Here is a 14,010-nt window from a genome sequence, read left to right on the forward strand (position 1 = left end):
ATTTAATGAATCATTAAGTTGGGATTATCGATAGATGAGCTCACTGCTACAATTACTGCCGTTTTTCGACGCCGTTGCCAAATTGGGCAGTTTTACCCAGGCGGCCAATCATCTGGGCGTCACACCGCCTGCGGTTTCACAAAATATCCGCGCGCTAGAGGCCCTTCTGGGAGTACGCCTGTTCAATCGCACCAGCCGTTCAGTCAGGTTAAGCGATGAAGGGCTGGCATTTTATGAAAAAGTCGCTCCCGCTATGGGCCAGATTGAGGTCGCGGCAGAAAATGCCAGCAGTCAACGTGGTGAGCCAAGCGGCTTATTACGTATTACCTTGCCGCAGTTGGCCGCGTCGATGCTGGTCATGCCCTATCTGCCGGAGTTCCATGCGCGCTATCCTGAACTTAAGCTGGAGCTGTTTACCGACGATCGTTTTGCCGATCTGGTGCTGGATCATTTTGATGCGGGCATCCGCATGCAGCGCATGTTGCAAAAAGACATGGTGGCCGTCCCTATCGACCAAGGCCAACAACATGTGATCGTGGCTTCTCCGGGCTATCTGGCACAACACGGTCAGCCCGAAACGCCACAGGAGTTACAGCAGCATGACTGCATGCGCTACCGCTTTCCCGGCAGTGGCAAACTGGAACCCTGGTATTTCAGCAACGGGACTGAGCAGTTGACGCTGGAGGTCAACGGGCGGCTGATCTTCAATGAAAACCAGCTGCTTAAAGACGCGGCGATAGCGGGATTAGGGCTCACTCAACGCTTTCGAGCTGCCGTACACCAAGAGTTGCAGAGCGGACAACTGCGAGAGGTTCTGCAGGATTTTAGCAACGTCGCGCCGGGGTTCTTTATCTACTTTCCAGCGGGCCGCCATATGCCGCTCAAGCTGCGCGCCTTCATCGATTTTATGCGGGAAAAACGCGAGCGGCAGATCAAGCCGATCCGCGCTTGAGCTTCTGGGTATTGAACGCCTCGGAGGCTGCGAAAGCCGGGCCAAAGTCTTTCATTTTTTTGTTTTCAGCGTGGCTTCAGAATGCGGTTCACTCATGACATTGCTGACTAAGTATCCAGTCTGAAATAGCCCTTAGTGAACCCGGCAAGTAAGCATGCTGCCCGGACAACAGAAATCCACCTTGCTTCCACCAAGGCCACTGCGAGGATAGCTGGTAGTCAAACCATTCGCTCCGCAAAAGCCCATGGGTAGCATCAGCGATCAGTCTGATGCAGCGAGGTGTTTTGGCCGGGAGTTCTTCGCTCCAGACAGCGGTCGTTTCGTGAGGATCGACATTGCGATCATCCGCCCCCATCAGGATCATTACCGGCGTTTGCATAGCAGAAATATCTTTCCTTGCATCGGCCTGTGAGTTTCGACGCTCAAAGTCCTGCCGGGTACAACGAGAAATACAGGGAGATGCGGCTTCCTCCTGCGTAAACTGACTGTCAAAAGCGGCAGCTTCGTGTGCTTGCGCCTTGACGATATTTTCAGCTGACAGGCCCTCAGATTGTAGACGTTGCCCCGTATAATAAATCCCCTGAGCTCGCCAATTTATCGCCGCGCCCACCAGAATAACAAAGTCGGTTTTTACCTGTTGGCTGGCCTTTGGCACGACCCAACCCGCCTGAGAAAAGCCAAGAAAGCCTATATTACTGTGCTTAAACTCCGGTTCCTGTTTCAGTTTTATCAGAGCCGATGCCGCTTCATCTGCGCGGTCCGGCAGGGTTTGTGCCAGCCAGTTACCACTACTTGCCCCAACGCCGGGTTTATCCCATGAATAAACCGCGATCCCCTGGGCAACCAGGAACTTCACCAACGGAATATAGCCGCCTTCAGACCAACGATCTTGAGCGCCATCACCATGTACCAGCAGGATAAGCGGTGGCGATATCTTCCCAGGAGGAAGGATTAATGTACCTTCCAGAACGTCCTGATGATGCTCAAATCTGATAGTTCGTTGGTGATCATCATCGGAAAGTTCAAATTCAGATAACCGAATCAGCGAAAAAACGATCAGGAAGCTCACCATGCAGCAACCAAATATCCCATATCTGTTCACAGCAGCTCCCAAATTAAATCTCATATCGTGTCGGTTATATCAAAAATTTCGCTTTAATTTAATCGGCATCAGAGCAAGGCTGTTTAGAGACACCTGAGAATTTATAATATTGGAACAACGGCAAGATTAGAGATTTAGCTACGGATCAGGCCGATCCGCGCTTGATCAGCTCTGGGGACAGGATCACATTCTGCGGCGCCAATGAATCATCGCCAATACGTTGCAACAACCGCAGGGCAGCACTGCGTCCAACCTCACGAGCCGAGCTGGAGATAAAGGTCAGCGGGGGTTCAGTCAGTTCGGCCTCCGGCACATCGCCAAAACCGATCAGCGCCACCTGTTGACCATAAAAGCTGTCCATCCCTTCCGAGCCAATACTACGGCCACTGCGCACGATACCAAAATAGGCACCCAACGCCACCGAGGCCTTATGGCACACCAACGCACTGATATTGGGATGCTGACGCAACAGATTTTCGGCAGCTTCAGCCGCCGCCCGTTGATGACAATCGCATTCGACGATCCATTCTGAGCGGAATGGCAGGCCGTATTGCACCAGGGTGGCACAGAATCCCCCCAGACGTTCGGCGCGCGTGAGCGAATCGCTTTGTCCACCAAGGTAGGCAATCTGGCTATGCCCCCGTTTGATCAGAAATTCGGTGGCCATTTTCGCGGCCTGCATATTATCGGGCCGCACCACGTCTACACCTTCCAGCCCATTGGAGCGCGCGGCACACACCAGTGGCACCCCCTGAGCTTCGGCTTTCTCTTTCAGCCCTTTCGCGGTACGTACCCCACCCGCCAACACCATGCCGTCAACGCCATGCTCCAGAAGCATATCAAAACAGCGCATCAGCCCTTTGCCTTCGCGCCCGCTTTGGGTCAGAAACAGCACTTTGCCATTGGCTTCCAGTACCTCACTCACCCCGGCGGTCATCTCGGCATAAAACGGTTCGCAGATATCACGCAGGATCAGCCCTACCACCCCCGATTCGCCACCGCGCAGCGTAGCGGCCTGGCGGTTACGCACATAGCCAAGCTGCTCGATCGCCTGATTCACACGGGTCATGGTGGTGGGTGAAATACGCCCTTTACCGCTCAGCACCAGAGAAACGGTGGTCACGGATACGCCTGCCAACTGTGCGACGTCAGTGATAGTGATCTTTTTGATGGTAATAACCTCTGCAATGCCCTATCAGGGCGAGTTTCACCCTGATAGCAAATGGTATACCGAATCTCTCAATGCAGTAAAACGATTTACCCACATAAGCATTGTCACCGCAAAGCACCGTTCATAATTGTGATTAGGGACGCATTTTTACTAGGTAAAACGTTTTATCTTATTTTTACCTAATCGGGTACACACAACATTGCATGCTTTTTCGCCAGGAGTCGTCGGTTATGCCAGCGTCTAAAAAACAAAAAATTACGCTTTGGGAGTTTTTCCAAAGCCTGGGCAAGACATTTATGCTGCCCGTCGCACTGCTTTCATTCTGCGGCATCATGCTGGGGATCGGTAGCTCACTAAGCAGCCGTGACGTGATCACGTTGCTGCCTTTCATTGGTCATCCGGCTTTCCAGTTGCTGTTCACCTGGATGAGCAAGATCGGCTCCTTTGCTTTCAGCTTCCTACCGGTGATGTTCGCCATTGCCATTCCTTTGGGCATGGCGCGTGAGAACAAAGGCGTGGCCGCCTTCTCTGGGTTTGTCGGCTTTGCCGTGCTGAACCTGGCGACCAACTTCTACCTGACCACGTCAGGCGTGCTGCCTACCGTCGATCCCCTGGTGCTGAAAGCCAATAACATCCAGAACATCCTGGGCATTCAGTCTATCGATACCGGTATCCTCGGCGCGGTGATCGTCGGGATCATCGTTTATCTGCTGCACGAGCGTTTCAACACCATCCGCCTGCCGGATGCGCTGGCCTTCTTCGGCGGTACTCGTTTTGTCCCAATCGTCACCACCGTGGTACTAGGCCTGTGCGGTCTGATTATCCCGCTGATCTGGCCTTGGTTCGCTGCCGGTATTAACGGGTTGGGCCGTATGATTAACGGTGCAGGCATGTTTGGACCGATGATTTTCGGCTCCGGCGAACGTCTGCTGCTGCCATTCGGGCTGCACCACATTCTGGTAGCTCTGATCCGCTTTACCGAAGCGGGCGGTACGCTGGACGTTTGTGGCCGTGAAGTCAGCGGTGCATTGACCATCTTCCAGGCGCAGCTCTCTTGCCCAACCACTCACGGCTTTGCCGAAAGCGCTACCCGCTTCCTGTCCCAGGGTAAAATGCCTGCCTTCCTAGGCGGCCTGCCGGGTGCGGCGTTAGCCATGTACCACTGTGCCAAGCCGGAGAACCGCCACAAGATCAAAGGGCTGCTGATTTCCGGTGTAGTGGCATGTGTCGTCGGCGGTACCACCGAGCCGATCGAATTCCTGTTCCTGTTTGTGGCGCCGTTCCTGTACCTGATCCACGCGATCCTGACCGGTCTTGGCTTCACCGTGATGGCCTTGCTGGGTGTCACTATCGGTAACACCGACGGCAACATTATCGACTTCGTGGTGTTTGGCATCCTGCACGGCACCGCAACCAAGTGGTATCTGGTGCCGTTGGTGGCCGCCATCTGGTTCGTTGCCTACTATGCGATCTTCCGCTTCGCCATCCAGCGCTGGAACATTAAAACGCCGGGCCGTGAGACGGAAACCACCGCTACACAGAGCGCCCCTGTCGGTGCCGTGGGTAAATCCGGCTATAACGTGCCTGCTATCCTGGCGGCGTTAGGCGGTAAAGAGAATATCGTTTCGCTGGATAACTGCATTACCCGCCTGCGTATGTCGGTTAACGATATGAGCAAGGTGGATGATGCAGTGCTGAAAGCCAACCGGGCTATCGGCGTGGTGCACCTTAATGACCATAACCTGCAAGTGGTTATTGGCCCACAGGTGCAATCGGTGAAAGATGAGTTAGAATCACTGATGGCCAACGCATAACCATCCCTCCGGGCGCAGCCTGCTGCGCCCTTGTTCGGAGTTTCACATGTTTGATTTTTCTACCCCGGTAGATCGTCACGGTACCTGGTGCACCCAGTGGGACTACATCGCCGACCGGTTTGGCACCGCAGATCTGCTGCCTTTTACCATCTCCGATATGGATTTTGCCACCGCCCCCTGCATTCTTGAAGCCCTGGAAAAGCGCCTGCAACACGGCGTGTTGGGCTACAGCCGCTGGCAGCATGAAGACTTTCTTGGCGCGGTGCGGCATTGGTATCAACAACGCTTCAATGCCCCCATCGATACGACCAAGGCGGTCTATGGCCCTTCGGTGATTTACATGGTGGCACAGCTGGTGCGTATCTGGTCGGCTCCGGGAGAATATGTGGTCACCCATACGCCAGCCTATGATGCGTTCTATAAGGTGATCCTGGGTAATCAGCGCCAGGTGTTACCTTGCCCGCTGCACAAAGTGGATAATGATTGGCAATGCGACATGGCGCATCTGGAAGCCCTGCTGGCCCGGCCGCAAACCAAGATCCTGCTGTTGTGCAGCCCGCAAAACCCCACCGGCAAGGTGTGGACACAGCAAGAGCTGGAGCAGATGGCAGAGCTGTGCGAACGCCATGACGTGAAGGTGATCAGCGATGAGATCCATATGGATATGGTTTGGGGGGAACATCGTCATACGCCATGGAGCCAGGTGGCTACAACCCCGTGGGCATTGCTGACTTCCGGCTCTAAAACCTTCAACATTCCGGCGCTCACTGGAGCCTATGGCTTTATCAGCGATGATAGCGCGCGGGATAGCTACGTTCAGGCACTAAAAAGCCGCGATGGATTATCCTCACCTGCGGTGCTGGCGGTGGCAGCCCATATTGCCGCCTATCGCCACGGCGAGCCTTGGCTAGACGCGCTGCGCGACTATCTGCAAGATAACCTGACCTACGTGGCCGAACGGCTCAACCAGGCATTGCCACAGCTAAACTGGCAGCCACCGCAGGCCACCTATCTGGCGTGGATCGATATACGCCCGTTGGGCATTGACGACCGCGAATTGCAGCAGGTGCTGATCGAACGTGAGAAAGTCGCCATCATGCCCGGCTTTACCTATGGCGAAGAGGGCCGTGGTTTCCTGCGCTTGAACGTCGGCTGCCCACGCAGCAAGGTTGAAGCTGGGATGGATAAGCTGATCGCCGCGTTACAATTTGTCCTGGACGCAAAATAGGCTATATCGCCAGGGGCAGAGTGCCCCTGGTTTATGGTCTGACTGCACTTCTCCAAAACACACCTAGCCCAAGGTGACTTAGCTTTGCCCTAAACTGCGATCGGTATCGCAGTTTAATGTGATTTGAGTCACTTTTTCATGCAACGATATGGCTATTTTCATTCGTTTGTTTTTATACTGATCTGCACTTTACCTATACAAAAATAATGAGTGCCGCCATGATTGACTCCCGCTTGCCCCTTACCGATATTCACCGTCATCTGGACGGTAACATCCGCGCGCAAACCATTCTTGAGCTGGGGCGCCAGTTCAATCTAGCCCTGCCCGCCAACGAGCTGGCTGCCCTGCTTCCCCATGTGCAAATCACCCATACCGAACCCGATCTGATGAGCTTTTTGCAAAAGCTGGACTGGGGTGTGGCGGTACTGGGCGATCTGGACGCCTGCCGTCGCGTGGCCTATGAAAACGTGGAAGATGCGGCAAACGCTGGGTTGCACTACGCCGAGCTGCGTTTCTCCCCTTACTACATGGCGATGAAGCACCAGCTACCGGTGGCTGGCGTGGTGGAAGCGGTAATTGACGGCATTCGCTCTGGTTGCCGCGACCGCGATCTTGACGTGCGCCTGATTGGTATCATGAGCCGTACCTTCGGCGAAGCCGCCTGCCTGCAAGAGCTAGACGCTTTGCTGGCCCACCGCGACGGCATTACCGCGTTGGATCTGGCTGGTGATGAGCTGGGCTTCCCTGGCAGCCTGTTCCTCAGCCATTTCAACCGTGCTCGTGACGCAGGCCTGCGCATTACCGTTCATGCCGGTGAAGCCGCTGGCCCAGAAAGCATCTGGCAGGCGATCCGTGAGTTGGGTGCAGAGCGCATCGGCCATGGGGTTAAAGCAGTGGAAGATCCGGCACTGATGGATTACCTGGCGCAGCATGCCATCGGGGTTGAATCGTGCCTGACCTCGAATATACAAACCAGCACCGTGTCTTCACTGGCACAGCACCCGCTAGCCACCTTCCTACGCCACGGCGTGCTGGCCTCAATCAATACCGACGATCCGGCCGTGCAAGGCATCGAGATTGAGCATGAATACCGCGTGGCGGCTCCACAAGCCGGATTAACCCCGCAGGAAATCCGCACCGCGCAGGAAAACGGCCTGAAGATGGCGTTCCTCAGCGAGCAGGAAAAACAGGCGCTACGCACTAAAGTGCTTGGCTAATCCCCTGTTGCAGACTCAGCGGCCTAGCCCGTTGAGTCTGCTCTCAAGACCTTGCCCTGGCGGTTCTGGATATTCTCATCTCAAAACGCAAAACTCAGTAATCATGAGTGTTCGCTCTATAAGTATCAGACTATAGCCCCAGAATAAAATGTGTTATGGTTTATCTTTGAACTCATCATTTGTCCTCAACAGCAGAAACGAAAGTTATAAATGGTGTGCATATGGACTTGTACAGATATACGGAAAACTTATCTCTATTTATTGATATTGCCAGAAATGGTTCATTTTCTTCTGTTGCACGCAGGCACGGGGTGAACCCATCCTCGATCATGCGCAAAATAAACAGGCTTGAAGATGTGATGAGGATAAAATTATTTATCCGTTCGCCCCGTGGTCTAATGCTTACCGATGCTGGAGAGGCCTTATATCTTCGATCAATAAAAATCCTTGATGCTCTCTGTGATATGTATAGTGAAATCGGCTCAATGAATACAGGGCTTAAAGGAACTTTACGTGTTAGCTGTTTGCCCACCTTCGCCAAACTTCATATATTCCCATGGCTATCTGAGTTCAAGAAAAACTTCCCTGATATTGATCTTGCGTTGGATTTGACTGAACGGTTGACTAATCCATCGATCGAACGGCTTGATGCCGTCATCAGAATTGGTCCCCTAAAGGACAGCGTACTGTATGCCACTCATATTGCGGACCAGTATTGGATAGCATGTGCAAGCCCGTTTTATCTGCAGAACCATGGTCATCCAAGCGGACTTGATGAACTTGAAGGGCATCATCTACTAGATAAATTTCAGGATCCCTATTCGATATGTTGGCGGAGGGTGATCTATCAGGATCCCGAGAGGAAGCACCATATCTATTTACGCTGCAATGATTTTGACGCACTGCGCATTTCGGCTGTCCATGGATTAGGTATTGCATTCCTTCCTAACTGGGTAGTCGGTACTGATATTAACGCAGGGCGACTCGTGAAAGTCTTTGATGATCCTCAACGGCAGACTCAGGAAATCCACTTATTACGTGCCGAGCCAAAAGTCTCCCCTAGGCTGACGGTGTTTCTTCAGACGCTACGTAAACACCTAGCCAACGAATTGGGGAAACCTTAGACATAATCCTCATATTACCACGAAGGGGGAGATGGCCGCCGGAACAAAGACAGCATCCCTGTGAAGTTGAAGAACATGACGATCAGGGAGGTGATAACGCCAAGCAACGCAATGCCAAACCATCCAAATCGCAGGCTTAGCTCTGCACCTATGTATGTGCCAAAGGCTCCGCCTAGAAAATAGCAAAACATAAAGACAGTATTGAGCCGACTGCGAGCGGTTTCCGACAGTGCCAAAGCACGTAATTGATTGCCAACTAAGCCTGCCCGTCCCCCTACATCTAGAAAAATGACGCTGATGATGAGGGCGGTCAAATAGTGTCCTGACATTGCCAGGAGTAAAAAACCGACTATAGTGCAGAGGCTGCCTAAAAAAACAATCGCCTGTGGTGTATACCTGTCCGCTAAATTACCGATAATCGGTGTCATCAGGATCCCTGCAATTCCTGCGAAACCGAAAGCACCAACAATATCACTGCCGAAATGATAAGGAGGACGAGACAGAAGCAAAGCCAGAGCCCCCCATAATGCACTGAAAGATCCAAACATTAAGGCTCCAGACAGACAGGCTTTGCGTAACTCACTCTCTTGCCGGAAATAGGTTAAAAGCGATACGATTAACTGCCGGTAAGGCATCGGATTTTTTGATGGGCTGTTATGAGGCAGTAGACGATAGATTATCACTATCATTATCACATTGATGGCTGCTGCCACGATATACATGGCACGCCATCCCCAGTGCTCACCAATCACGCCGGAAAGGATGCGAGCAAATAGGACTCCGGCCATCAGTCCACTCATCACTATTCCTACAGCCCGCCCCCGTTGTTCCGGGGGGGCCAACAAAGTCGCCATTGGAATAATTATTTGTGCACCCACTGCGGTCATACCAATAGCGATACTGCTCATCAGCAGTTGTGCAATATCTTGAGCCATAGCGGCGAACAGTGAAGCAACAGCATTAATCCCCAGCAAAAAGCTCAGCAACTTTCGCCGCACAACGCGATCGCCCAAGGGGACAAAAAAGACCAATCCTGCAGCATAGGATAACTGAACAACCATCGCAATTGAGCCTACGGTCTTGGTATTAGCGCTGAATTCCCTGGAAAACAACTCCAGTAACGGTTGGTTATAATAAATATTTGCCACAGACAGCGCACACAAACAGGCTAAAGAAAAGTAAACCCTTGTATCTATCATAGTAAATTCACCATTATCATTAACTGCTTCAGTAGAATTAAAATGAGTCTAAAATAGTAAACATCCTGCCTTCATTTTATTTACTGGTGACAATAGTGGAATACCATTAAATCAGATAATGGCTTTGCAGATACCGCAAAGCTCATACTGAGAAAATAAGAGATTTATCCAAAGCCTGAAATACGTTTGCCCGTTGGAGACGGCACCGATCCCGATATCCACCAGTGCTAAATCCCCGACCGGACAATTCCATTTAGCCCACAACCCACGGCAGGTCAGGGCTGATATGGCAACACCACCCGGTGACTCTCTTCAATCAGGGTCACAATCTCGGTACGTGGCCCCTCCAGCCAGGCTTGGCTGCTGTAAAAGGCCTGCAATACCTGTTCCATTTCCACCATGCCATCAAACCGCCGCAGCAGGTAATAGGCATCGGGATCGTGTAGTGAAACACCGTACTCAAGCACGGTGATCCCTGCGGCCTGATGCAGCGGCACGCTATCATGCTGCATGATGTGGTGAAAACGCTCGCCACTGCCCGCTTGTAAACGATATTGCAAAATTTCGACTACCTTGGTCATGCTGCATCCCTGTTTTTTATTTAGTTATGGCAACTTCGCGCTGCTGGGCTGTTTTACGCGCATAGCGCTGTGCCAGCACCGCACATACCATCAACTGTACCTGATGGAAGATCATCAAGGGTAATACCATTGCCCCAACGGCAGCGGCTGGAAATAGCACGTTGGCCATCGGAATGCCGTTGGCCAGGCTCTTTTTCGAACCGCAAAATACGATAGTGATCTCATCGGCTGTATCAAAACCCAGCCAACGTGCGGCATAGGTGTTGATAATCAGTACCACCGCCAACAGCACCAGCGACATCACCAGGATCGTCAGCAACGACCAGCCATCAATGGTGTGCCAAATCCCCTCAACCACCGCCGCGCTGAACGCGGTATAGACCACTAGCAAGATCGAGGAACGATCGGTGAGGTTAATCAGTTTGCGATGGCGATCGATCCATTTGCCAATCAGCGGACGTGCCAGATGGCCAATAACAAAAGGCACCATCAGCTGCAGAATAATCGAGCCGATGGCATGCAATACGTCAGTATTACCTCCTTGTGTATGCATCAATGCCCCCACCAGCAGCGGAGACAGGAATACCCCAAGAATGCTGGATGCCGAAGCGCTGCAGATCGCCGCCGCCACGTTCCCGCCTGCTGCGGAGGTGAAAGCGATTGCCGATTGAACCGTGGCAGGCAAAGCACAAAGATAGAGGAAACCCAGATAAACGGTGGGCGTCATTATGCCCGGCACCAGCAGGTTCATCGACAACCCTAGTAGCGGGAAGAGCGCAAAGGTACTGAGAAACACCACCAGGTGCAGTTTCCAGTGGCTCATGCCAGCAACAATCGCCTCACGGGAGAGTTTCGCCCCATGCATGAAGAACAACAGGGCTATCGCGGCGGTGGTTAAATGTTCAAAGAAGGTCTGCCAAATCCCTTCACAGGGTAGCAATGAGGCCAACAGCACCACCATCAGCAGTACCAGTAAAAACTTGTCGATACGTAGACGTTGTAACCAGGACATCCTGCACAATTCCTTGCTATTTAATGCGTAAAAAAGGGTTCAGAAGCGCTCTGAACCCTACTGTTATTATTGCTATTAGCTGACAGGTAGCGCTTTTTGCTGTTTCGCCGACTCAATGCCCAGCTCGATCATTTCCATGACCTGTATCGCCTCGCTTGCCGGAACAGGGTTGGTACCTGCACCGGAAATCGCGTCGCGAATGGCGGCGTAATAGGCTGGGTAATTGCCCGGAATGGTCAACAGCGGTTGTTCCACCAGCATGCCGTCACGTGACAACGTCACTACTCCGTCGCGCATATCGTAACCCCAGTCGGCCTGCGGCAAACGCTCACCGGCTTTCAGGCGATCTTCCTGCGGATCCAGACCATACTTGATAAAGCTACCCTGTGTACCGTGCACAATGTAACGTGCAGTTTCTGCCGCGGCCAGCACCGTGCCATGCAGCACCACACGCCGATGGCCGTAATTGAGCACCGCATGGAAATAATCTACCGATTGTGAACCCGGGCGTAGCTCGCCCAGATCGACAAACAGCGTTTGTGGCTTGCCAAACAGCTGCAACGCCTGGTCAATCAGATGCGGCCCCAAATCGTACCAAATACCACTGCCAGCCCCACCTTGCTCACGCCAGCGCTGGCGGACTTCCGGGCGGAAACGATCGAAATGGGATTCAAAATAGACCACTTCCCCTAAAGCGCCGTCTTTCAGCAAGGCTTTTAAGGTCAGGAAATCGCTGTCCCAGCGGCGGTTGTGGAATACCGAAAGCAGTTGTCCACTCTGCTCTGCCTGCTGTTGTAGCTGCTGCGCCTGTGACAGTGTCACGGTAAATGGTTTGTCCACCACCACATGCTTGCCTGCCGCCATCGCCTGTTGTGCCAATGGGAAGTGGGTATCGTTCGGTGTTGGAATGACAATCAGGTCAATCGAGGGGTCGTTGAACAGCGCCTGCGGGTCGCTGACCACCGTCATCATCGGCCAGTCGGCGTGGACTTTACCGGCGTCACTGCTGGAAACTGCGGCCAAAACCATGCCAGGGGTTCCTGCGATCAGCGGAGCATGAAAGGTCTTGCTGGCGTAACCATAGCCCACCAGACCAACGCGGATTGTTTCAGACATCTTGTTTCCTCATACAGGGCGATATATGCATCAATTCCAGGCAGTTGAAATGCTACGTCCTTGTAAGTTGCGGCGAGAAACCCGCTCCTGAGTGTTGCCGCTAGAAAAAGATGAAGTAGCAATTGATTCGATTTGACACCATGCTGGGGGATGGAACAAGAGCTAAATGCAGATTGATTACAAACTGGCAGTATGGCTAAGCGGGCATGGCATGCGATAAATCGGGCGCAGCATGCGGCGCCCCCAACAACGTTCGTATCCTCAGGATGATTAACGGGTTGCGGCAATCAGTGGCCGATCCCGCGAATGGTTCACCGGGTAGTTGATCTCCAGGCTACGGCGGCGAAAATCGCTGGGGCTGACGCCAACCCGCTTGCGAAACACCCGGGAAAAATAGAGTTGATCGTCATAGCCAACCACCCGGCCAATAGTGGCAATCGATTCCTGGGTAGTTTGCAGCAGTAGTTTGGCGCGGATCACCCGCTGATCTTCACGCCAGCGCAGGATATTTATCCCAACCTGGTCACGGAATAGATGCGCCAGCCGCGAAGGCGAAAGACAAACGTGGCGGGCCACTTCATCGATGCGCAACTCCCCTGCCAGATTGCCGGTAATAAACTGGCAGGCCTCAATCACCCGTGGGTCCATAATCTTCTGCGGGCTGAGAGGATCTTCCTCCATCGCGCGCAGCAACAGTCGTTCCAGCAGGTTCATGCCAATCTCTTCGGCAAAACGGCGGCCGGAGCGTTGGGTCTGCTCAATGTTGGCAAACAGCCGGTCAAACTCCGTCAGCAACTGGTTGTTGGGCAACGTCAGACGCCCCACCTGATGCGCCTTGCTGTGCCATTCCAGCCAGTCTGCCCAATAGGCACGCGGGCGGAAATAGACCCAGCGGTGATACCAGCAGTCACTATCCGGTGATCGGCCATAGTTATGCGCCGCCTTGGGCGGGAACAGCAGTAGATCGCCAGGATTACAGTAAAGCGTCTCCTCACCGTCAAACACCTTGCCCTGGCCTTTAATGGTCAGATTGAGGATGTAACCCTTCATGCCGCCGGGACGATCGATAAAGAAATCCAGCGGCCCGTCCGCCATAATCGGCGTCAGCCCGGCAACCAGGTAGGCGTTAAAGGTGTAACCCGGCAACAACGGGTTCGGTTGGGGTTCCTGAACCATGCGATGATACATCTGGCCTCCGAATGTGTCGTTTCTTTATCCCAAAACTTGGCAAGATGAGTGGTCTGCTTCCCTCACCCTAACCCTCTCCCACAGGGAGAGGGAACCGATCGAGTTCGTTGATTTTTCTGTGTAATACCTGCCTTTCCTCTTACTACCTACTTACCGAAGCTGCACGGGCCAACCACGCGCTCCGTGCAGCTCCCTCTCCTTTGGGGAGAGGGTTGGGGTGAGGGGGAAATAGAGATTGCTCAATAAACGACAACACACTATCCACCTATAGCAAGTTTACCCATTTGGCAAAATGCTGCTCGCGGC

The 14,010-nt window shown here is 53.0% G+C and carries 12 protein-coding genes; 5 read left to right on the forward strand and 7 right to left on the reverse strand.

Going from position 1 to position 14,010, the window contains the following annotated elements; all coding sequences use genetic code 11:
• The first annotated feature begins 34 nt into the window (after positions 1-34).
• Positions 35-952 (forward strand): LysR family transcriptional regulator, encoded by a 918-nt coding sequence (locus tag N6G83_RS15000; RefSeq protein ID WP_211136858.1) that lies wholly within the window; start codon positions 35-37, stop codon positions 950-952.
• 88 nt (positions 953-1,040) lie between these two features.
• Here the strand turns inward: N6G83_RS15000 and N6G83_RS15005 are convergent, their stop codons facing one another.
• Both N6G83_RS15005 and N6G83_RS15010 read right to left on the reverse strand, forming a co-directional pair.
• On the reverse strand, positions 1,041-2,024 hold the full coding sequence (locus tag N6G83_RS15005) for a S9 family peptidase (protein ID WP_211136857.1): 984 nt from the start codon (positions 2,022-2,024) through the stop codon (positions 1,041-1,043).
• A gap of 175 nt (positions 2,025-2,199) precedes the next feature.
• Complete coding sequence (locus tag N6G83_RS15010; protein ID WP_024530517.1) at positions 2,200-3,231, reverse strand: Mal regulon transcriptional regulator MalI; 1,032 nt, start codon at positions 3,229-3,231, stop codon at positions 2,200-2,202.
• A gap of 224 nt (positions 3,232-3,455) precedes the next feature.
• Here N6G83_RS15010 and malX point away from each other — a divergent pair, with 224 nt between their 5' ends.
• From malX to N6G83_RS15030, 4 genes are all read left to right on the forward strand, one after another.
• Positions 3,456-5,039 (forward strand): maltose/glucose-specific PTS transporter subunit IIBC, encoded by a 1,584-nt coding sequence (gene malX / locus N6G83_RS15015; protein ID WP_029711750.1) that lies wholly within the window; start codon positions 3,456-3,458, stop codon positions 5,037-5,039.
• 46 nt (positions 5,040-5,085) lie between these two features.
• Positions 5,086-6,267: a MalY/PatB family protein gene (locus N6G83_RS15020; RefSeq protein WP_024530518.1), complete on the forward strand. Its 1,182-nt coding sequence runs from the start codon at positions 5,086-5,088 to the stop codon at positions 6,265-6,267.
• A gap of 218 nt (positions 6,268-6,485) precedes the next feature.
• Positions 6,486-7,484: an adenosine deaminase gene (gene add / locus N6G83_RS15025; protein WP_074031417.1), complete on the forward strand. Its 999-nt coding sequence runs from the start codon at positions 6,486-6,488 to the stop codon at positions 7,482-7,484.
• A gap of 221 nt (positions 7,485-7,705) precedes the next feature.
• On the forward strand, positions 7,706-8,608 hold the full coding sequence (locus tag N6G83_RS15030) for a LysR family transcriptional regulator (protein ID WP_173409350.1): 903 nt from the start codon (positions 7,706-7,708) through the stop codon (positions 8,606-8,608).
• A gap of 14 nt (positions 8,609-8,622) precedes the next feature.
• Here the strand turns inward: N6G83_RS15030 and N6G83_RS15035 are convergent, their stop codons facing one another.
• From N6G83_RS15035 to araC, 5 genes are all read right to left on the reverse strand, one after another.
• Entirely contained in the window at positions 8,623-9,807 is a 1,185-nt protein-coding gene (locus N6G83_RS15035; RefSeq protein ID WP_065686142.1) for an MFS transporter, read from the reverse strand.
• 275 nt (positions 9,808-10,082) lie between these two features.
• Positions 10,083-10,388, reverse strand: coding sequence for a hypothetical protein (locus N6G83_RS15040; RefSeq protein WP_074031414.1), 306 nt, complete (start codon positions 10,386-10,388; stop codon positions 10,083-10,085).
• Positions 10,389-10,404: 16 nt separating this feature from the next.
• Positions 10,405-11,400 carry a bile acid:sodium symporter family protein gene (locus N6G83_RS15045; protein WP_211136323.1) on the reverse strand — a complete coding sequence of 332 codons (996 nt, stop codon included), beginning with the start codon at positions 11,398-11,400 and terminating at the stop codon, positions 10,405-10,407.
• Between the two features lie 75 nt (positions 11,401-11,475).
• Positions 11,476-12,516 (reverse strand): oxidoreductase, encoded by a 1,041-nt coding sequence (locus tag N6G83_RS15050; RefSeq protein WP_211136322.1) that lies wholly within the window; start codon positions 12,514-12,516, stop codon positions 11,476-11,478.
• A 270-nt stretch (positions 12,517-12,786) separates the two neighbouring features.
• Positions 12,787-13,704: an arabinose operon transcriptional regulator AraC gene (gene araC, locus N6G83_RS15055; protein ID WP_065686139.1), complete on the reverse strand. Its 918-nt coding sequence runs from the start codon at positions 13,702-13,704 to the stop codon at positions 12,787-12,789.
• Positions 13,705-14,010 lie beyond the last annotated feature (306 nt).

The sequence above is a fragment of the Serratia sp. PL7 genome (assembly GCF_945957435.1).